The sequence below is a fragment of the Mesorhizobium sp. genome (assembly GCF_017306585.1).
Classification (GTDB): Bacteria; Pseudomonadota; Alphaproteobacteria; order Rhizobiales; family Rhizobiaceae; genus Mesorhizobium.
In genome coordinates this window covers 1-21,079 of the sequence record NZ_JAFKIC010000144.1, presented here as the reverse complement: position 1 = coordinate 21,079, position 21,079 = coordinate 1, and the positions used below count along the sequence as shown (strand labels likewise).

16 protein-coding genes are annotated in these 21,079 nt (G+C 63.9%); 14 read left to right on the top strand and 2 right to left on the bottom strand.

Features of this window, described 5'->3' with window-relative positions:
• The 6 genes from J0I79_RS15525 (at position 1) to J0I79_RS15500 (ending at position 9,475) form a co-directional block, all read left to right on the top strand.
• The gene (locus tag J0I79_RS15525; RefSeq protein WP_292860158.1) at positions 1–1,185 is read left to right on the top strand and encodes a mandelate racemase/muconate lactonizing enzyme family protein; all 1,185 of its coding nucleotides are present in this window, start codon (positions 1–3) and stop codon (positions 1,183–1,185) included.
• 240 nt (positions 1,186–1,425) lie between these two features.
• Positions 1,426–3,087 (top strand): ABC transporter substrate-binding protein, encoded by a 1,662-nt coding sequence (locus J0I79_RS15520; protein WP_292860155.1) that lies wholly within the window; start codon positions 1,426–1,428, stop codon positions 3,085–3,087.
• A 134-nt stretch (positions 3,088–3,221) separates the two neighbouring features.
• Complete coding sequence (locus J0I79_RS15515) at positions 3,222–5,582, top strand: molybdopterin guanine dinucleotide-containing S/N-oxide reductase (protein WP_292860152.1); 2,361 nt, start codon at positions 3,222–3,224, stop codon at positions 5,580–5,582.
• 2 nt (positions 5,583–5,584) lie between these two features.
• Positions 5,585–6,538: an ABC transporter permease gene (locus J0I79_RS15510; protein WP_137934112.1), complete on the top strand. Its 954-nt coding sequence runs from the start codon at positions 5,585–5,587 to the stop codon at positions 6,536–6,538.
• Complete coding sequence (locus tag J0I79_RS15505; protein WP_292860149.1) at positions 6,535–7,410, top strand: ABC transporter permease; 876 nt, start codon at positions 6,535–6,537, stop codon at positions 7,408–7,410. Before J0I79_RS15510 ends, J0I79_RS15505 begins: the two co-directional genes overlap by 4 nt.
• The gene (locus J0I79_RS15500) at positions 7,403–9,475 is read left to right on the top strand and encodes an ABC transporter ATP-binding protein (RefSeq protein WP_292860146.1); all 2,073 of its coding nucleotides are present in this window, start codon (positions 7,403–7,405) and stop codon (positions 9,473–9,475) included. The genes J0I79_RS15505 and J0I79_RS15500 overlap by 8 nt, the downstream gene beginning before the upstream one ends.
• A gap of 27 nt (positions 9,476–9,502) precedes the next feature.
• Here J0I79_RS15500 and J0I79_RS15495 read toward each other — a convergent pair whose 3' ends face one another.
• Complete coding sequence (locus tag J0I79_RS15495) at positions 9,503–10,405, bottom strand: LysR family transcriptional regulator (protein WP_292860143.1); 903 nt, start codon at positions 10,403–10,405, stop codon at positions 9,503–9,505.
• A 113-nt stretch (positions 10,406–10,518) separates the two neighbouring features.
• Between J0I79_RS15495 and J0I79_RS15490 the strand changes: the two genes are divergently transcribed.
• The 7 genes from J0I79_RS15490 to J0I79_RS15460 all read left to right on the top strand — a co-directional run bounded on the left by J0I79_RS15490 (position 10,519) and on the right by J0I79_RS15460 (position 18,919).
• Complete coding sequence (locus tag J0I79_RS15490; protein ID WP_292860141.1) at positions 10,519–12,174, top strand: ABC transporter substrate-binding protein; 1,656 nt, start codon at positions 10,519–10,521, stop codon at positions 12,172–12,174.
• A 2-nt stretch (positions 12,175–12,176) separates the two neighbouring features.
• A complete protein-coding gene (locus J0I79_RS15485) occupies positions 12,177–13,067 on the top strand; it encodes a DUF427 domain-containing protein (RefSeq protein WP_292860139.1) in 891 nt (296 codons plus the stop codon).
• Between the two features lie 445 nt (positions 13,068–13,512).
• Positions 13,513–14,487, top strand: a complete 975-nt coding sequence (locus J0I79_RS15480) for an ABC transporter substrate-binding protein (protein WP_292860137.1) — start codon at positions 13,513–13,515, stop codon at positions 14,485–14,487.
• A 77-nt stretch (positions 14,488–14,564) separates the two neighbouring features.
• A complete protein-coding gene (locus J0I79_RS15475) occupies positions 14,565–15,650 on the top strand; it encodes a glycine betaine/L-proline ABC transporter ATP-binding protein (RefSeq protein ID WP_292860135.1) in 1,086 nt (361 codons plus the stop codon).
• On the top strand, positions 15,647–17,626 hold the full coding sequence (locus tag J0I79_RS15470) for an ABC transporter permease subunit (protein ID WP_292860133.1): 1,980 nt from the start codon (positions 15,647–15,649) through the stop codon (positions 17,624–17,626). Before J0I79_RS15475 ends, J0I79_RS15470 begins: the two co-directional genes overlap by 4 nt.
• 77 nt (positions 17,627–17,703) lie before the next feature.
• A complete protein-coding gene (locus J0I79_RS15465; RefSeq protein ID WP_292860131.1) occupies positions 17,704–18,504 on the top strand; it encodes a hypothetical protein in 801 nt (266 codons plus the stop codon).
• A gap of 37 nt (positions 18,505–18,541) precedes the next feature.
• Complete coding sequence (locus tag J0I79_RS15460) at positions 18,542–18,919, top strand: GFA family protein (protein WP_292860129.1); 378 nt, start codon at positions 18,542–18,544, stop codon at positions 18,917–18,919.
• A gap of 15 nt (positions 18,920–18,934) precedes the next feature.
• Here J0I79_RS15460 and J0I79_RS15455 read toward each other — a convergent pair whose 3' ends face one another.
• The gene (locus J0I79_RS15455) at positions 18,935–20,293 is read right to left on the bottom strand and encodes an NAD(P)/FAD-dependent oxidoreductase (RefSeq protein ID WP_292860127.1); all 1,359 of its coding nucleotides are present in this window, start codon (positions 20,291–20,293) and stop codon (positions 18,935–18,937) included.
• Positions 20,294–20,554: 261 nt separating this feature from the next.
• Here J0I79_RS15455 and J0I79_RS15450 point away from each other — a divergent pair.
• On the top strand, positions 20,555–21,079 hold a 525-nt coding region (locus J0I79_RS15450), incomplete at its 3' end, for a helix-turn-helix transcriptional regulator (protein ID WP_292860125.1).

Sequence of the window (21,079 nt, the reverse complement as noted above, 5' to 3'; positions counted from 1 at the left end):
ATGAAGATCCGCAGCATCAAGGCAACGCCGATCAACCTTCGCCTCGAAGCGCCCTACGCCTGGGTGTTCGGCGAACTGGACGGGTTCTCGCCGACCATCGTCGAGGTCGAGACCGAGGATGGACTGATCGGCCTTGGCGAGGCGCCGACCCCGGCGGCGGCGGCGATCATCAACGATGTCCTGGCTCCGCGCCTGATCGGGCGGGATGCGTTCGACATTGCCGGCGCCGAACATGTCTGCCTGCCCTTCTGGACCGGGGTGCAATCGATCAACGACCGCACCCGCATCATGGCCTTCGGCGCCATCGAGGTGGCGCTGTGGGACCTGCGCGGCAAGGCCTGGAACCAGCCGCTCTACCAGTTGCTTGGTGGCGCGGTGCGCAAGGATATCCCCTTCACCGACTATTTCTCGCTGCGCGGTGACGGGCCCAAGGTCAAAGGCGAGACGACGCCGGAAGAAGTCGCGGATTATTGTGTCGAACTGCACCAGATGCACGGCACGACCTTCTTCGAAGGCAAGTTCTCGACCGACGATCCGAAAATCTCGCTCCGGATGGTCGAGCTCATCCGTAAAAAGCTCGGCGATGATGTGATGATCCGCATCGATTCCAACCAGGCTTATTCGCTCGCCACGGCCCGGCGGCTGGCGCGACCGCTGGAGGAACTCGGTGTTCGCAACTGGGAGGATCCGGTGGCGACGATCGAGGAGATGCGCGAGCTGCGCCGCCATTGCTCGATCCCGTTCTCGACCCACAATATCGACATTGCGCGCGCTTTCGACCTCAAGGTGCCCGATGCCTTCGTGGGCAACCCGACGGCGCATGGCGGCATCGGTCGCATGCTGCGCTTCGTCGGCGCCTGCGAGCATGCCGGTATCGACTTCTGGTGCTACAGCGGCGACAGCGGTGTCGGCAGCGCCGCCTATCTGCATCTGTGCGCGGCGCTCGGCTGGATCCGGGAGCCCAACCAGTCGCTGTTTCGAATGCAGCCGATGGACATCACCGAGGAAGGGCCGTTTTCGCCGAAGGGCAATGTCGTGCGCGTTCCGGAGGGCCCCGGTCTCGGCGTCACGTTGTCGCGGGAAAACCTCGCGGCCTGCCATCGCGATTTCGTGCAGAACGGTCCCTGCAACAAATATCACGACCCGGCGAACCCCGGGACATATCGCCGTTTGCCGCTGAATTAGGAGGATGTCGAAAAGCAAGCAGGATTTATCGAGAAAAGGGCGGCCATGGGTCGCCTGGCCGACAGACAAGTCATCGCGAAAATCTGACTTTTCCATTCCAACGAGTGGGTGGACCAGTCGGAACCGCATGCTACAGTCCGTCGACAAATATTGATGAGGGTCGGGAACAGGAGAACTCCCGGGACTCGTCAGTCGGAATGAATTCGCCAACCACAACAACTGGGGAAAGGGTTTAAACCCATGAAAAACTATCGCCTTCTCGATCTTATCCGGCGCGGCCGCTCGCCGCTCGAAAACCATCTCATCGACGGCCTCGTCGACGGGCGCGTCAGCCGCCGCGACTTCGTGCGCCATGGCAGCCTGCTCGGCCTGTCGCTGCCGCTGCTCGGCCGCATCGGCATGGCCGCCGGCTTCGGCGCAGCCCCCTCGCTCGCTCGCGCCGCCGGCGCGCCGGGCGCCACCATCCGCGTCGCCAGCAGCGTGCCGGCGGCGGCTATCGACCCGGTCACCATCGCGGACGCAGGCGGCCTGCTCATCATGCAGCAGGTTGCGGAATTCCTCTGCGTCGACGGTCCGGACCTGGTGCTGAAGCCGGCACTGGCCGAAAGCTGGGCGCCCAACACCGACGGCACGGTGTGGACCTTCAAGCTGCGCAAGGGCGTGAAATTCCACTCGGGCGGCGAGATGAAGGCCGAGGACGTGGTGGCCAGCATCGACCGCCTCGCCGATCCGGCAAACTCCTCCAACGCGCTGTCGGTGTTCACCGGCATTCTGTCGAAGGGCGCCTCGAAGAAGGTCGACGACTACACGGTGGAATTCCACCTCGACGCGCCGAACGGCAACTTCCCCTACATGCTGTCGTCCGACAACTACAACGCCGTCATCATCCCGGCGAGCTACAAGGGCGAATACGAGAAGAGCTTCGACGGCACCGGGCCGTTCAAGGTCGAGAAATACACGCCGAAGGTCGGCGCCTCGTTCGTGCGCAACGACGACTATTGGGGTGAGAAGGCGCTGCCCGACCGCACAGAATTCACCTTCTTCGCCGACATGCAGCCGATGATCCTGGCGCTGCAGGGCGGGCAGGTAGACATCATCAACCAGATGCCGGTTCTGTCCGGCGTGGCGCTGCTCAACGATCCCAATGTCGACATCATCAGCCTGAAGTCGTCCGCCCACCAGCAACTGCACATGCATTGCGACGAAGGCCCGACCAAGGACGCCCGCGTGCGTCGCGCCATCGCGCTCTGCATCGACCGCGAGAAACTCGCCGCCGGCCTGATGAAGGGTCGCTCGGCACTCGGCAATGACAGCCCGTTCGCCGCCGTCTACCCCTCGACCGACACCAGCGTGCCGCAGCGCAAGCAGGATATCGCCCAGGCAAAGCAGTTGATGGAGGCAGCCGGCCTCGCTCAGGGCTTCAAGATGACGCTCACCACCGAGCGCTATCTGGAGATCCCGGAATACGCCCAGCTCATCCAGAACTGGGTCAAAGAAATCGGCATCCAGCTCGATCTCAACATCCTCGACCAGAGCGCCTATTACGGGGACGCCGTATTCGGCAAGTCGAACTGGCTGGACTCGGCGATGGGCATCACCGACTACGGCCACCGCGGCGTGCCCAATGTCTATCTCGCGGCTCCCTTGAAGAGCGACGGCACCTGGAATGCCGCGCACTTCAAGAACAAGGACTACGATACGCTGGCAGCCAGCTATATCGGCGCCCTCGATCTCGAGGCCCAGAAGGCGGATGCGGGCAAGATCCAGAAGCTGCTGCTCGAGGAAACGCCGGTGATCTTCGGCTATTTCTACGACTACCTGACGGCAACGGCCAAGGGCGTGGCAGGCGTCCAGCCGACCGCCATGTCGCAGCTGTTCCTCGAAAAGGCGTCGAAGGCCTAAGCGGAAGCAGATACGCCAAACCGCAACTGCCAGTCCCCTGCAGGGGACTGGCGCTTTCGTCGTCGGTCGAGGCAAGCGTCGCCCGCCTGCCGTAGACCTTCGTGCTGCGGAACGATCCACCATTGGCACGTCCCATGGAGTCCGAAACCCTGCTCACCACCATGCATTGGGGGACCTACGAAGTCAGCGCCAGGAATGGCCGGCTCGTCAGCGTCGAGCCATGGAGCGGCGACCCCGATCCTTCGCCGATCGGCAGGTCCATGCTGGGCACGGTGCAAGGTGACCTGGGCGTTTCCCGTCCGGCCGTCAGGCGCGGTTGGCTGGAGGGGGACAGGTCAGGCGTCAACGGCAGGCGGGGCGGCGAACCCTTCGTCGAAGTCTCCTGGGAAACCGCACTGGATATGGTGGCCGCCGAACTGAACCGCGTCCGCGCCGGACACGGCAACAGCGCGATCTATGCGGGCTCCTACGGATGGGCGAGCGCGGGCCGCTTCCACCATGCGCAAAGCCAGGTTCACCGTTTCCTCAACACCATCGGCGGCTATACGAGCTCTGTTCTGAGCTATTCCTATGGCGCGGCCGAGATCATTCTGCCGCATGTGCTCGGCAGCACCGACGGCCTCACCGGCAATCACTCCACCTGGGACGGCATCGAAGCGCATAGCGAACTGATCGTCGCCTTTGGTGGCCTGCCCTGGCGCAACGCCCAGATACAGGGCGGCGGCGCAGCGCGCCACGAAGCGATGGCCGCGCTGCAGAAAGCCGTGGGCAACGGCGCGCGGCTGATCAACATCTCGCCCGTGCGCGACGACGCGCCGCGCGAGGTCAAGACCGAATGGCTGCCGCTTCGGCCGAACAGCGACACCGCCCTGATGTTGGCCCTGTGCTATGTGCTCATCAGCGAAGGCTTCCACGATGAAGCATTCCTGGCGCGGTACTGCACCGGCTTCGAGGCGGTCAGGGCCTATATCATGGGCGAGACCGACGGCCAGCCGAAAACCCCGGCATGGGCCGCCGGCCTGGCCGGCATAGCCGAGGACGAGATCGTCGCACTGGCCGGGGCAATGGCCACCAAGCGCACCATGCTGATGGTGAGCTGGTCGCTTCAACGCGCCGACCATGGCGAACAGCCCTATTGGGCGGCGATCACGCTGGCCGCCCTGCTCGGCCAGATCGGATTGCCGGGGGGCGGGCTCGGCTTCGGCTATTCCTCGACGAACGGCGCCGGACGGCCGGAAATGGGTTTCCGCTGGTCGTCGCTGCCGCAGGGCAGGAATCCGGTGAAGGACTTCATTCCCGTCGCGCGCATGGCCGACATGCTGCTCAATCCCGGCAGCTCCTTCGACTTCAACGGCGCCGCGATGATTTACCCTGATATCAGGTTGGTCTATTGGGCCGGCGGCAATCCGTTCCACCATCACCAGGATCTGAACCGCCTCGTCGAGGCCTGGCAGCGCCCTGAAACGATCATCGTTCACGAGCCCTTCTGGACCGCGACGGCGCGCCATGCCGACATCGTGCTGCCCATCACCACGCCACTGGAGCGAAACGACCTCGCCTTCTCGAACCGCGAGAACCTCGTGGTCGCCATGAAGCAGGCGATCGATCCCGTCGGAGAGGCTCGCGACGATTTCGGCATTTTCGCCGATCTGTCGGCGCGCCTCGGCACCAGCGGGGCCTTCACCGAAGGGCGCGATGCCGACGAATGGATCCGGCTGCTCTATGAGCAAGCCAGGGACAATGCCGACACGGCAGGGGTCGAGATGCCGTCCTTCGACCGCTTCTGGCAGGACGGTCACGCCGATCTCGTGCGCCAAGTCATGTCGCAGACCCTGCTGGGCGCCTTCCGCGCCGACCCGGAGCACCATCGGCTCGCGACCCCTTCGGGCCGCATAGAGTTGTTCTCCGCCACGATAGAGTCCTTCGGCTATGACGACTGTCCCGGCCATGCGGTATGGCGAGAGCCGAGGGAATGGCTGGGCAGCGATCTTGCCAGCAGGTTCCCGCTGCATCTCCTGTCGCCGCAGCCCGCCGACAAGCTGCACAGCCAGTATGATCACGGCTCGGTCAGTCGCGCCGGCAAGGTGTCGGGCCGCGCGCCATTGTGGATCAATCCACAGGACGCGGCCGCTCGCGGCATTGCCGACGGAACGATTGTGCGCGTGTTCAACGACCGCGGCGCATGCCTGGCGGGCGCGGTTCTGACGGACGGCCTCGTCCCCGGCGTCATCCAGCTGCCCACCGGCGCCTGGTTCGATCCGACCGAGCCTGGATACCCGAACAGCCTGGAAAAACACGGCAATCCGAATGTGCTGACGCCGGACCGAGGTACGTCGCGACTTGCCCAATCGCCGACCTGCAATTCGACACTGGTCGAGGTGTCGCGCTTCGAAGGAGCCATTCCACCGGTGACAGCGTTCGATCCGCCTGCCACACTGTGTTTAGCCGATGTGCCCGGCATGCCCGGTGCACAGCCCCATCACAAGGAGGCATAGCCATTCTCTCCTTCTTCGTCCGGCGTATTTCGCTGTCGCTTGTTACGCTGTTTCTGTTGAGCGTGATGGTGTTTCTGGGTGGTCAGGTTCTGCCCGGCAATGTCGGGCGCGCGATATTGGGACCGTTCGCGGACCAGCGGGCGGTGGACGCGCTCAATCACTCGCTGGGCGTCGATCGTCCGCTGCTGGTGCAGTACTGGAGTTGGATCTCCAACTTCGTCCAGGGTGACATGGGCACCTCCTACATCTTCCGCTCGCCGGTGGCGCCCTTCGTCATCGACGCGCTCGGCAATTCGCTGAAGCTGGCGGCCGTTGCCTTCGTGCTGGTGGTGCCGATCGGCATACTGGGCGGCGTGGTGGCGGCGCTCAACCTCAACCGTCCGCTCGACCGCATCATCAGCCTGGGCGGCCTGTCGGTGACGGTGCTGCCCGAATTCGTCACCGGCATCATCCTGATCCTGATCTTCGGGGTGTGGCTGCGCTGGCTGCCGATCTCGGCGGCATGGCCCAAGGATGCCGGCTTCTTCACCCAGCTCTATTACCTGATCCTGCCGGCCCTGCCGCTGTTCCTGGTGCTGTTCGGCTATATCGCGCGCATGGCTCGCTCCGGCATGATCGAGGCGCTCGATTCCGACTATACGCGAACGGCGGTGCTGAAAGGCCTGCCGTGGCGCACGGTGATCTGGCGCCATGTGCTGCGCAACGCGCTGATGCCGACCATCACCGTCATCGCCACCCAGACCGGCTATCTCATCGGCGGCCTCGTCGTCATCGAGACGCTGTTCCGCTACCAGGGCATCGGCTCGCTGATCTTCACCGCCGCGCGCGGCAAGGACTTCCCGATGCTGGAATCGGGCATCCTGACCATCGGCATCGTCTATGCGGTCGCCACGCTGATCGCCGACTTCCTCTATTCCGTGCTCAATCCGCGCATCCGGCTGGGAGCAGAACAATGAGCGCCGTGCAGACCACCTCCGCGCCGGACGACACACGCAGGCGCGGCCCGCTGGCCGAAGTCGTCTTCTCGCTGCTGCGCTCGCGAACCTTCCTGGTCGGCATCGCCATCGTGCTGTTCTGGGTCGTCTGCGCCTTCTTCGGCGAGCACTTCGCGCCTTACGATCCGCTTGCCGACGACATCATCAATGCGCTCTCGCCGCCGTCCGCCGAACACTGGTTCGGCACCGACCAGATCGGCCGCGACGTCTTCTCGCGTGTCATCGTCGGCTCGCGCGACATTCTCACCGTCGCTCCATTGGCAACATTGCTCGCCACCGTCGCCGGCACCGCGCTCGGGCTGCTCACCGGCTACTTCAGAGGCATCGTCGACGATATCGTCAGCCGCATCCTGGAAGCCTTCATGGCCATCCCCGTCGTCATCGTGGCGTTGCTGGCCATCGTCGCGCTCGGCACCTCCAAGACCACAGTCATCATCGTCATCGGCTTGAGCTTCGCGCCGATCATCGCGCGCACGGTGCGCTCGGCGGTGCTGGCCGAACGCGAACTCGACTATGTCGCCGCTGCCCAGTTGAGGCATGAAAGCGCCTTCCACACCATGTTCGTGGAGATCCTGCCCAATGTCATTCCGCCCATCCTGGTCGAGACCACGGTGCGGCTGGGCTATGCCATCTTCGCCGTCGCCACGCTCTCCTTCATGGGCTTCGGCATCCAGCCGCCATCGCCGGACTGGGGACTGTCGATCTCCTCGAATTACGGCATGATCGGCGGCGGCTTCTGGTGGACGGTGCTGTTCGACGCGCTCGCCATCGCCTCCTTGGTGATCGGCGTCAACCTGGCCGCCGACGGCGTTCATGGAGCCTTCAATGACTGAACCCGCGAAGGCCCAAGGCGCAAAGGCCCAAAACACGAAAGCAGCGAACGCGCTTGAACTCAAGGACCTCTCGGTCGCCTACCGCGTCGCCGGCCGCAACCGGGCGGTGCTGCGCAATCTCAGCCTCACCATCGGCCAGGGCGAAGCCTATGGGCTGGTCGGCGAATCCGGCTGCGGCAAGTCGACGGCGGCACTCGCCGTCGTGCGCTATCTCCCGCGCAACGGTTCGATATCGGGCGGCGCCATCTCGCTGGACGGCCAGGACGTCATGAAGCTCGATGCCGAGGCCTTGCGCCGGGCGCGCGCCGAAAGCGTCTCCATGGTCTACCAGGATCCCGGCAAGGCGCTGAACCCCTCCATCCGCATCGGCCGCCAGCTGACCGAGATCTTCGAGCTTGCCGGCGTTACCGGCAAGGCGGCGGAGGACCGCGCCATCGCCATGCTAAACCGCGTGCGCATCTCCGACCCGCCAAGCGTCATGCAGCGCTATCCCCACCAACTGTCGGGCGGCATGCAGCAGCGTGTGGCGATCGCCATGGCGCTGGCCAACGACCCTTCCATGCTGATCCTCGACGAACCGACCACCGGGCTCGATGCCACGGTGGAGGCCGAGGTGCTCGACCTCATCGCGCAGTTGAGACAGGAACTCTCGGCCTCGATCCTGTTCATCAGCCACAACCTCGCCGTGGTCTCCAACATGTGCGACCGGGTCGGCGTGCTCTATGCCGGCATGCTGGTCGAGGAAGGGCCGACCGAGGTCGTCTTCAACGATCCGCGCCATCCCTACACCGTCGCGCTGCTGCGCTGCCTGCCGCGTGGCGGCCAGCGCAAGGACCAGGGCCGGCTCGACACGATCCCCGGCTTCCTGCCCGGCATCGGCGCCGCCATCAAAGGCTGCGCCTTCGCCGACCGCTGCGCGCTCGCCGACGAGCGTTGCCGCACGGAATTGCCGCCGCTCTACGATCTCGGCGACGAACGTGGAGCAAGGCTGTCGCGCTGCCATCACCATGACAAGGCGCAGGCGCTGCCGCGCGCCACGCCGAGCGAGGTGGCGACGCCACCCAAGCCGGTTGCCCAGCCCGTGCTGCGCGTCGCTGGCCTGAACAAGACCTATGCCAGCCATGGCCATCCCCTGCGCGCGGTCAAGGATGTCTCGCTCGATCTCAAGCCTGGCGAAACGCTTGGCCTTGTCGGCGAATCCGGCTCGGGCAAGACCACCTTCGCCCGGCTGCTGCTCGGCCTTGTGCCGCCCGACGACGGCGGCACCATCGAGCTCGAGGGCAAGGCGCTGGCGCCCAAGCTGGAGAACCGGGGCGACGACCAAGTCAAGGCGATGCAGATCGTCTTCCAGAACCCGGACTCAGCACTCAACCGCTCGCATTCGATCCGCCATCTGCTGAGCCGCGCGCTCAAGCGCCTCGCCGGCCTATCGGGCAAGGCGCTGGAGACACGTCTCGAGGACCTCGTGCGCTCGGTGCGGCTGACCGACCGGCATCTGGCGGTCAAGCCGCGCCAGCTGTCGGGCGGGTTGAAGCAGCGTGTCGCCATCGCGCGCGCCTTCGCCGGCGATCCACGCATCGTGGTCTGCGACGAGCCTACCTCGGCGCTCGACGTCTCGGTGCAGGCCGCCATCCTCAACCTGCTCGCCGACCTGCAGGCCAAGGAGGATGTCAGCTACATCTTCATCTCGCACGATCTCGGCGTGGTGCGTTACCTCTCCGACAAGATCGCCGTGCTCTATCTCGGCCGCATCATGGAACTCGGCCCATCGGAAGCCGTCTTCTCCGGCCCGCATCACCCTTACACCGAGGCCCTGCTGTCGGCCGTGCCGAAACTCGACCAGACCGGGACGGCGCGCATCCGCCTCGACGGCGAGATCCCCAGCGCCGTCAACCCGCCATCGGGCTGCGTCTTCCACACACGCTGCCCGCGCAAGATCGGACCGATCTGCGAACAGCAGGAGCCGCCGCTCGCAGACGCCCAACCCGGTCACGCCATCCGATGCCATATTCCATATGCCGAACTCGCGAGGTTGCAGAAGGCCGGCGTGACTGAACTGGCCTGAGACATCGTTGATCCCTCGGCTTGCCGGTCACGTCAGGCCGGCCATGCCGAGGGATCGGTCCCCTTCCGAAAAGCCCTGATCATCGGTCCAGTCCAAGGCCAGCTTGCGCAATCCGGTCAAGGCGACGTCGAGCACATCGGAAGAGACCGGGTTCGTGGGATAGGCAAGGTAGATGGGCCGCTGGAAAACCGGTGCGTCCGCCACGCGCCTCATCTCGCCGCGCTCGATGTGGCCACTGACGGCGCTGAGCGGCAGATAGGCGGCGGCCTGCTGCGACAGCACATGCTGCAACCCGATGAAAACCAGCCCGGCCGAAAGGGCCGGCTTGAGCATGCCAGCGAAAGCGCGGTCGTGCTCGATGCGGAATTCGAGACCCCAGTCCATCAGTATATAGTTGTCCGTCCAGGACCCGGTCTGGGCGGCGTGCTGGACGAGCACGACCTGATCGACGGCGAACGTCTCATAGACGATGCCGGGATGCGGCCGTGGCAGATAAAGGATGCAGATGTCGAGCAGGCCCTCTGCAAGCTGGTCGATCGCCTGATCGGGGTAACTTCCCTCCAGCCGCAGCGCCACGTTCGGGCGCCTGGCGCGCATCCACCCGACCCATGGCGAGGTGACGCGTTCCCAGAGATAGGCCGGCGCCGTAAAGCGCAGCAGCGTCTCATAGCCATCGGGAACGGCGATATCCTGCCTCGACTGTTCCCAGGTGCGAGTGATCGAGGCGGCATGCGGCAGGAACTGCCGGCCAGCCGGCGTCAGCGTGACGCCGTCGCGGTCCCGCACGAACAGGCGGCGTCCCAACTGCTCCTCGAGACCGCGGATCCGGGCACTGACCGTCGACTGCGCCAGATTGAGCCGGTTGGCGGCGACGGTGAAGGAGCCATGCTCGGCGACCTCAAGGAAGCTGCGCAGGTTTTCGGTATCCATACGTCTCCTCCTGCATCGAAAATTTCGATGGCGGTCAGCAAAAAATATCGCTTTTCGCCGACGGTCAACAGTGGCCTAGTCAGCCAGCCCCGCGACAAGCAAGGAATGCCGCCATGCCAAAGCGTTTCAGCTTCATCGACATCGCCCGCAAGAATCTCGGCCAAATCGAAAATTCCGCTATCGACGAATTGCTGGCCGGCCGCATCGGCCGGCGCGATTTCCTGCGGCATGGCAGCGTGCTCGGCCTGTCGCTGCCTTTGCTTGGCGGCATTGCCGGAGCAGCGGGCCTGGGCATTGAGCCAGCTCGCGCCGAGGGCAAGCCGGGCGGCACGGTGCGCGCCGGCGTCGCCACGCCCGGCGGCGCCATCGATCCCGTCACCTTCTATGACAGCGGCAGCTACCAGTTGGTCTTCCAGACCGCCGAATTCCTGTGCGTGACCCAGCCGGACCTAACGCTCAAGCCGGTGCTGGCGGAAAGCTGGTCGCCGAACGAGGACGGCAGCGTGTGGACCTTCAAGCTGCGCAAGGGCGTGAAGTTCCACAATGGCGAGGACTTCAAGGCCGACGACGTCGTGGCGACCTTCGACCGGCTGGCCGACCCCAAGGGCGCGTCAAACGCGCTTTCCGTTTTCAAGGGCCTGCTGTCGAAGGGCGGCACGCGAAAGGTCGATGAGCACACCGTCGCCTTCCATCTCGATGCGCCGAACGGCAGCTTTCCCTATTCCGTGTCAATCGACAACTACAACGCCGTCATCCTGCCGGCGAGCTACAAGGGCGACTACGAGAAGACCTTCGAGGGCACCGGACCATTCCGGATGGAAAGCTACACGCCGAAGGTCGGCGCGACCTTTGTGCGCAATCCGGATTATTGGGGCGAGAAGGCGCTGCCCGACCGGCTCGAATTCAAGTTCTACGGCGACGTGCAGCCGCGCATCCTGGCGTTGCAGGCCGGCGAGGTCGACATCCTCGACGCGGTGCCGCTCGATGTCAGCCAGGTGGTGCTGAACAGTCCCGACATCACCGTGTTGCGTGTCGCCTCGACCGCGCACCGGCAGCTTCACATGCGCTGCGACATGGCGCCTTTCACCGACAAGCGCGTGCGCCAGGCGCTGGCGCTGTCGATCGACCGCTCCAAGCTGGTCGATGGCCTCTGCCGCGGCATGGCGGCGACCGGCAATGACAGCCCGTTCGCGCCTGCCTTCCCGGCGACCGACAAGTCGGTGCCGCAGCGCGTCCAGGACATCGCCAAGGCGAAGCAATTGATGGAAGCGGCGGGTTTTGCCAGCGGCTTCGATATCACGCTAACGACGCTGCGCTATTCCGACATTCCCGGCTATGCGCAATTGTTCCAGAACTTCGCCAAGGAGATCGGCGCGCGTATCTCGCTCAACATCGAGGACCAGGACAAATATTACGGGAAGGCGGTGTTCGGCCAGTCGGACTGGCTGGACAGCCCGTTGGGGATCACCGACTACGCGCATCGCAGCGTACCCAATGTCTTCCTGAAGAGCCCGCTGATCAGCGATGGCCCCTGGAACGCCGCGCATTTCAGGAACCAGGCCTATGACGGCATGGTCAACAGCTATCTGAAAGCGCTCGATATCGGCGCGCAGCGCACGGCCGCGTCCGACATCCAGAAACTGCTGCTCGACGAGACGCCGGTGATCTTCAGCTATTTCCCGGATCTTCTGGTTCCGGTGCGCAAGAATGTCAGCGGGCTGCCGCCGATCGCCGCCGGGCTGCTGCTCGACCGGGTTTCGATAGGCTGACCATGACCGCGCGCAAGAACCTGGCCGCAAACGACGAGAAGAGGACAACTACCATTCGCAAGCGTCATTTACGCGGTCGCGGACCGCATTTCCCCCTGCTCGACGCCATCGTCCAGTATGAGTCGGAGCCCGGCTATGTCGCCTTCACCATGCCGATGCAAAAGCGGCTGCGGGTCCAGGTGGGATCGATGGTCGTGGCCGACACCACCAAGGCGCTGGTGCTTTATGAATCCGACCATCTGCCGGTCTACTATTTCCCGATGAGCGATGTGCGCGAGGAGTTTCTGCTGCCGAGCACGACGACCACCGAAAGCCCGTTCAAGGGTGTTGCCACGCACTATTCCCTCAACACCGGCATCACGCTGGTCGAGGATGCCGCCTGGCGCTACCTCGATCCGGTCAAGGGGTCGCCAGACCTCTCCGGCTACATGTCCTTCTACTGGCCGAAGATGACGCACTGGTACGAAGAGGACGAAGAAATCTTCGTCCATGCCCGCGACCCGTTCCGCCGCGTCGACTGCCTGCCCTCCTCGCGTCGGGTGCAGGTGATACTCGACGGCGAGCAGGTCGCCGATTCCCGGCGCGGCGTGTTCCTGTTCGAGACCGGCCACCCGGTGCGGCACTACCTGCCGATCTCCGACACCCGGCTCGATATGTTTTCGCCCAGCCGCTACATCTCGCGCTGCCCCTACAAGGGCATCTCCAACTACTATCACGTGACAACGCCCAAGAAGCGGCACGAGAATCTCGTCTGGTATTATCCCGAACCGGTGCACGAAGCGGAACGGATCAAGGGACTGGTCTGCTTCCACCACGAACTGGTCGACAAGATCCTGGTCGACGGCGTCGAAATTCCGAAGGAAGCCACGGCCGCGTCGGATGGCTACTTCTGATTTTTTAGAAGTACTTTGCCTGCAGTCTGAAATTCCGACGACGGCCGGGCGTTAGTCGTTGCGCGGCATGAATGTTGGTATATATAATTTCATCCCATGAAACGGCGCTGGCGAGACGGGGCTTGCCAGGCTTCTAGCCGACAGCATTTCCGCCGGAATGCTCTGGATCATGGGACCTTGATGGCTCGTACCTTGCAGGACGCCGCAGGACTGGCAATTGATCCCGGGGTGATCGCCATCGCGGCGATCCGCTGGCAGCCATGAGACTTGCCGCTCCGGCAGCATCCGTCATCACCACGACCGAGCATCATCGCGCCTGCGCCGGCCCTGGCCGCGCTGGCGGCAACGGCCTTGCGTACCACCAGCCAGACCTTCCGGGACAATCAAGAAAAGACGCAAGAAGGGAACGACCAATAACAGTCACAGCTTGAAGGAGAACCAAGCAATGCCAATTCGCAGTGTGATTTCGAAAGTCTCGATTGCAGCCCTGGCCCTTGCCGCCGCAAGCGCCCTGACACCGTCGGCCCAGGCAGCGGCGCCTGAATCCAACGATCCGATCAAGATCGCGCTGTTCGACTGGACCAGCGTCAACCTCAACGCCAAGATCCTCGGCGGCATCCTGGAAAAGCTGGGCTATACCGTCGAATATCCGACCGCCGACTATCTCTCCAGCCTGACCACCGGCCTGACCAATGGCGATCTCGATGTCGGCCTCGAATTCTGGGACACCACCGCCGGCGAGGCGATGAAGGCGTCCGACGCGACCGGCCAGACCGAGCGGCTGGGCAAGCTCGGACCGAAGGCCAAGGAGGAGTGGTGGTTTCCCGAATACATGAAGGAGAAATGCCCAGGCCTGCCCAATTGGGAAGCCCTTAAGGATCCGAAATGCGCAGAGGCGTTCTCGACCGCAGAGACCGCACCGAAAGGCCGCTACCTCGGCGGACCGGTGACCTGGGAAGGCTTCGACGACGAGCGTGTCGAGGCGCTGAAACTGCCCTTTACCGTCATCCACGCAGGCACCGACGCCGCGATGTTCGCCGAGCTCGATTCCGCCTATCAGCGCAAGGCGCCGATCATGGTGTGGATCTATTCGCCGCACTGGGCGCCGGCCAAGTACAAGGGCGAATGGGTGCAATTCCCCGAATATACGCCCGAATGCTACAACGACCCGAAATGGGGCGTGAACCCGGATGCCAAATATGATTGCGGCAAACCGCATGGCGAGATCTGGAAATATGCCTGGAACGGCATGAAGGACAAATGGCCGGTCGCCTACAAGGTGGCCAAGGCCTACACGATCGACACCGACGAACTCAACAAGATGAGCGGCGAGGTCGACCTCGACGGCAAGACCCCTGAAGACGTCGCCGCCGCCTGGATCGCCGCCCACGAGGCCGACTGGAAAGCCTGGGCGCAGTGATTGTTCCGACTGGAAAATGGGACCCGGCTCTTCAATCGGCCGGGTCCCAAACCACGACATTCCAGAAGGACGCCTGAATGACGGAAGTGACTAATCCGGGGCCGGGCGCATCCGGCGCGCCAGAAAATGCCCGTCCGGTAAAACTGGCCTGCCGCAACGTCTGGAAGCTGTTCGGATCGAACGCGGCCAATTTCATCCGCGAGCGCGATGGCAAGGCAAGCATGGCCGATGTCGCGGCCGCCGGCCTCGTGGGCGCCGTGCGTGCCGTCGACCTTGAAATCCGGCAGGGCGAGATTTTCATCATCATGGGCCTGTCCGGTTCCGGCAAGTCGACCCTGGTTCGCTGCATGTCCAGGCTTGTCGAACCCAGCCACGGCAAGGTCGAGTTCGAAGGCAAGGATCTGCTCAGGATTTCCGACGCCGCGCTCATCGAACTCAGGCGTCACCGCATGGGCATGGTGTTCCAGAACTTCGCGCTGCTGCCGCATCTCAACGTGCTCGACAACATTGCCTTCCCCTTGAGCATCCAGGGGCAGGACCGGGCGACGCGCGAGGCACGGGCTCGGGAAGTCATCGACCTGGTCGGGCTGCGCGGCCGCGAGCATTTCTATCCGCGCGAACTCTCCGGCGGCCAGCAGCAGCGCGTCGGCATCGCCCGCAGCCTGGCGACCAAGCCCGAGATCTGGTTCCTCGACGAGCCGTTTTCCGCACTCGACCCGCTGATCCGCCGCGAGATGCAGGACGAGCTGATGCGGCTTCAGACCATGCTGCACAAGACCATCGTCTTCATCACCCATGATTTCGACGAGGCGATACGGCTCGCCGACCGCATCGCCATCATGAAGGACGGCGAGGTCATCCAGATCGGCTCGCCGGAGGAACTGGTGGTCAATCCGGCGACCGACTATGTCGCCGAATTCACCCGTGATGTCGACCGCGCCAAGGTGATCTCGGCAAGAAGCCTGATGCGCGCCTGCGATGGCGCCGAGCATGGCGGCACGGTGGCGCCGGAAGCCAAGATCGCGAGCTTCTCGGCCGAGATCGTTTCCAGTGGCAGACCGTTCGCGGTGGTGAACGGCACCGGCAAGCCGATCGGCGAGGTGACGCCACAGGCGGTGATCGACCTTCTGGCCGGCATCAAGCGGCCGAGGGCAGGCGCATGACGGTTACGGCCAGCGCCAGCGAGGCAAGACCGCCCGTCCAACGATGGCTTGTGGTCTGGGCGCTCGCACTCGCCGCCGTGCTGGTGACGTTCCTTTTGCAGGACAGCGTCCCATGGGCGGTGAACTATCCGGCCGGCGCCATTATCCCCGTCGCCGACTGGGTCGGCGCGGTGATGGTCTGGATCAAGTCGAACCTGTCCTGGCTGACGCGTTCGATCACCGCCGTGCTCGGCGTGCCGCTCGACTTCGCGCTCAATCTGCTGGCCAAGAATTTCAGGATCGGCCATCGCGCCGAGGCCTTCACCCTGCCACGCCTGTCATGGGTCGGCGTTTGCGCCGTCGCCTTCCTCGCCGGGCACGCCGTCGGCGGCAGGAAACTCAGCCTGCTGGTCGGCGGCTGTTTCCTCTACATCGCGCTGTTCGGGCAATGGACCAGCGCCATGCTGACCCTGGCGCTGATTTCCATCGCGGTGCCGTTCTGCATCGTCACCGGGCTGTTCGCCGGCATCTGGGCGTGGCGCAAGCCGTGGGCCGAGAGGCTGATCGTGTCCCCTGCCCTCGACCTGATGCAGACGATCCCGACCTTCGCCTATCTCATCCCGATGCTGCTCCTGTTCGGCAACAGCCCCGTCTCCGCGATGATCGCCACCGCCATTTTCGCCACGCCGCCTATGGTGCGCGCAACCATGCTGGGGCTGTCGCGCGTGCCGCTGGAGATCGGTGAGTTCAGCGACATGGCCGGCTGCACCGCGCGGCAGAAATTGTGGCGGGTGCTGTTGCCTTCGGCTCGGCCGGCGTTGATGGTCGGCGTCAACCAGGTGATCATGCTGGCGCTCAACATGGTGATCATCGCCTCGATGATCGGCGCCGGCGGCCTCGGCTACGACGTGCTTCTGGCGCTGCGGGCGCTGAAGGTCGGCGAGGCGATGGAAGCGGGCCTCGCCATCGTCGCGCTCGCCATCGCGCTCGACCGGCTGAGCCAGGCGATCGCGCACAAGCAGGCGAAGGGCAATGTCCATCGCGACCGGGAGGCCGGCTTCTGGCGGCGCTACCCCAATGTCACCCTGGCCATCGCCATTCTGGCGGCCACCACGCTGCTCGGCCTGTTCGTGCCGGCCTTCGCAACCGTGCCGAAGGCGATCACCTTCACCACCGCGCCGCTGTGGAAGGTGGCGGTGAACTGGGTGACGGTCAACTTCTTCGACCTCATCGAGGCCTTTCGCGTGGCGCTGATCCTGAATGTGCTCAATCCGCTGCGCGCCTTCTGCGAGGGGTTTCCGTGGCTGGGCGCGGTGTTCCTGCTCGGCCTTGCCGGCTACCAGCTCTCAGGCCTGCGGCTGGCGCTGCTGGTGGCCGTCCTGACTGCCTTCTGCGCCATCACCGGGCTTTGGGAAAAGACCATGGCGACCGTCTATCTCTGCGGCATCTCGGCCTTCATCGCCTGCCTGATCGGCATTCCGATCGGGCTGATGGCCGCGCGCAGTGACCGTTTCGAGAAGATCGTCACGCCCATCATCGACACGCTGCAGGTGCTGCCGTCCTTCTGCTTCATCATTCCGGTGGTGATGCTGTTTCGGGTCGGCGACGTCACCGCGATGATCGCGACGATAGCCTTCGCCGTGGTGCCGGCGATCCGCTACACCAATCACGGCATAAGGCAGGTGCCGCCTGCGCTGATCGAGGCGGCGAAGGTCTCGGGCTGCACGCCGCGCCAGACCTTCTTTCGCGTGCAATTGCCGCTGGCGCTTCCCGAGATCATGCTCGGCGTCAACCAGACGATCCTGATGGCGCTGGCAATGGTCATCATCTGCGCCATGGTCGGCACGCGCGATCTCGGCCAGGAAGTGTTCATCGCGCTGTCCAAGGCCGACCCCGGCCGCGGCATCGTCGCGGGCCTCGCCATCGCCTTCATCGGCATCGTCGCCGACCGGCTGTTCAGCGCCTGGACGGCGAAGGCGCGGGCGAGGCTTGGATAGAGCTCTTGATTTCGACGCAATTTGGGAGGGAAAACCGCCGCGCGCGGTTTCCTGAATTTGCGTTGATGCGGTGACGAATGCCTGATCCAGCCCAGCCGCCTTTTTCCGTTGTCGTCGTCGACATGGCCAAGACCGGCGAGCCAGATGACGAGCGCATCATTTCGGGCTTCGAGACACTGGACGCGGCGACGTCCTACGCCATCGCGCGTGTTCGCGCCTCGGTGGAGGAGTTGCGCAAACCCGGCATGGCGGCAGCGGAATTGCGGCAGCTCTGGCACATCTATGGCGAAGACTGCTCGGTGCTGCACGCAGATGTGCGCGGCAGCGATCTGCTCGACGAGTTCATCGCGACGCCGGCGGGGCCGACCGAATGCAACTGGGCTGTGCTTACGCCTCGGCTGCGCCGCTTCCGCGCCTCGCTGCTGATCTCCAACGAGAGGGACGAGTCCGTTTGGGCCGGCGGCTTTTTCCGCTCGACCTACCGGCTGTCGCGCGACGGCCTGCTCGCCCGCTTTCGCGACGATGCCATCGCGCTTTTCAAAGCCAAAGGCATCGCGCCCGAGAAGCCGGTTAAAATCATGGTGGCCAACTACTTCGAATTGCCCGACCCGCCCTACCCGCCGCCCGGCGCCAAACTGCGGTCCTGGAATGTTGAAGTCGGTTTCGTCTGCCACGACGTGAAGTTCGGCGGTGACGCCAGCGGGGTGTTCGCGTGGCCCGACGAGCCGGCAGACTGGGCGCTGCGCACCATGCAGTTCCTGCTGATGGCCGACATGATGGCCATGCGTGGCGACGGCCCGGACTGGGCCAATGACTGCGAGGTGCTCAGCGCCAGGGTGACGGAGACGGATGCCTACCCCGACTATCCGCTGGATTGAAGAAAGTTCAAACGTCCAACCCTTGAAGGAGACCGTGATGACAGTCCGAAGAGCTCGCTGCACCTGCGGCCAATTGCAGATCCTCTGTCCGCAAGAGCCGGCCAAGGTATCGCTCTGCCATTGTCTGGACTGTCAACGACGAACCGGCAGTCCGTTCGGGATCGCCGCTTTCTTCGACAGCGCCGCGACCGAGATCACGGGCTCATCTCGCATCTATCGACGCGATTCCGACAGCGGCTTTCCCGTCACCTTCCATTTTTGCGGAAGATGTGGTTCGACGGTCTTCTGGTATCCGTCACGCAAGCCTGCGGCAGTGGCTGTTGCCGTCGGCTGTTTCGGAGACCCATCATTCCCGGCACCGACGCAGTCCGTCTACGGCGAGAGTCGTCACGATTGGGTGGCCGTGCCAGCTTGACGGCAGGCGAGTTCGTTACTCGGCCGCGACGCCCTTCACCTCGAGATAGCTTTCCATCGAATCGTCCAGCGCCTGCAGCCAGGGCGTATGGTGCAGCGGCGCCATGGTGCCGGTCATCAGCGAGCGGTAGGCATGGTCGCGGAAGCTCATGATGTCTTCGACCTTGTGGTGTTCCCACTCCATGAAGGTCTGGTTGACCGCCTCGACATCAAAGCCGGGATAGTCGGTCTGGTCCATGAGTTCCTTGGTGTAGTCGCCCTGGAACCAGATCATCTGCTCGGCGTCTTCCAGGGTCTCCTCGCGTGCGCGCCATTTGGCGCTGTGCTCGGCCATCGCCTTTGCGGATGGCAGCTTGATGCGGCCCATGATGACGTCGCGCGCGTACCAGGCCTGCGCGTCGAACATGTTGAAGGTGTAGAACTGGTCCTGCATGCCGATGTAGAACAGCTTCGGGTTCTTCTCCCACACGACGCCCTCATAGAGGTCGAGCGGCCACATCCGGTTCGCGGTCTTGAGCTTGAGATCGTCGGTCAGGAAGGGGAAGGAGTGGAGATAGCCCGTGCACAGGATGATGGCGTCGACATCCTTGGTCGTGCCGTCCTTGAAATGCGCCGTCTTGCCGACGACTTTCTGCAGCAACGGGACTTCCTTCCAATTCTCGGGCCATTTGAAGCCCATCGGCTTGGACCGGTAGCTGGAGGTGATCGATTTGGCGCCGTATTTGTAGCACTGCGAACCGATGTCCTCGGCCGAATAGGAGCGGCCGATGATCAGGATATCCTTGCCCTTGAACTCCATCGCGTCGCGGAAATCATGGCTGTGCAGGATACGGCCGTTGAAGGTGGAAAAGCCTTCGAAATAGGGCACGTTGGGCACCGAGAAATGCCCCGATGCGACGACGACGTTGTCGAACTCTTCCGAATAGGTCACGTCGTTGGTGCGGTCATGCGCGGTGACAGTGAACTTCTTCGTCTCGTCCGAAAACGTCACCATGCGCACCGGGCTGTTGAAGCGCACCCATCTGCGCAGCCCCGATTTTTCGACGCGGCCCTTGATGTAGTCCCACAGGACGGCGCGCGGCGGATAGGAGCCGATCGGCCGGCCGAAATGCTCCTCGAACGTGTAGTCGGCGAATTCCAGGCACTCCTTCGGCCCGTTCGACCAGAGATATCGGTACATCGAGCCGTGGACCGGATCGCCATGTTCGTCGAGGCCGGTGCGCCAGGTGTAGTTCCACAGACCGCCCCAGTCCGACTGTTTCTCGAAGCAGACGATTTCGGGAATTTCGGCCCCCTTGTCGGCGGCCGATTTGAAGGCCCTGAGTTGTGCCAGACCGGACGGTCCGGCTCCGATGACGGCAACGCGAGTGTTCATTTCCGGGCCTCCACTTTTTTTGATTTCCCCAGCGAAACAAATTTCACTGACAGTGACAGTAATTGGACCTTCGGTGCTGTCAACAGACATCTGCGGGAACGGCGTTTGCGCGCAAAGGATTCCTGACGAGAAACCTGCCGAGGCCGCAAAGACCGGCTGGAGACGAGGACACAAGACGGCTTGCCGAGGCCGCCGCGCTCCTGTATCGCCACCTCTAATGTTCACCTTGAGTGAAATAAATCCGTGAAACCTGGGGGCGACATGGCGAAAGACAATTCCAAGGCCGGGCCTGGGGGCGCCAAAGCCAAGCCGCATCCGAAGGTTTCGGCCGACGGCAAGACGATCCGCGCCCCGCTGACGCAGAACCCGCATGCCATTCGCGACACCCGCGAAAAGGTGCTGGAAGTGGCGATCGGACGCGAAGTGCGGGCCTTTCGCAAGAAACTCGGCATCACCGTCGCCGATCTGGCGGTCGCGACCGACATTTCGCTGGGCATGCTGTCCAAGATCGAGAACGGCATCACGTCGCCGTCGCTGACCACGCTGCAGGCGCTGTCCAGGGCACTCGGCGTTCCCGTCACCGCCTTCTTCCGCCGCTTCGAGGAAGAGCGCAGCGCGGTCTTCGTCAAAGCCGGCGAAGGATTAGACGTCGAGCGCCGCGGCACACGCGCCGGCCACCAGTACAACCTGCTCGGCCATATCGGCTCGAACACCAGCGGCGTGGTGGTCGAACCCTATCTGATCACGCTGACCGAGGATTCGGACGTATTCCCGACCTTCCAGCAC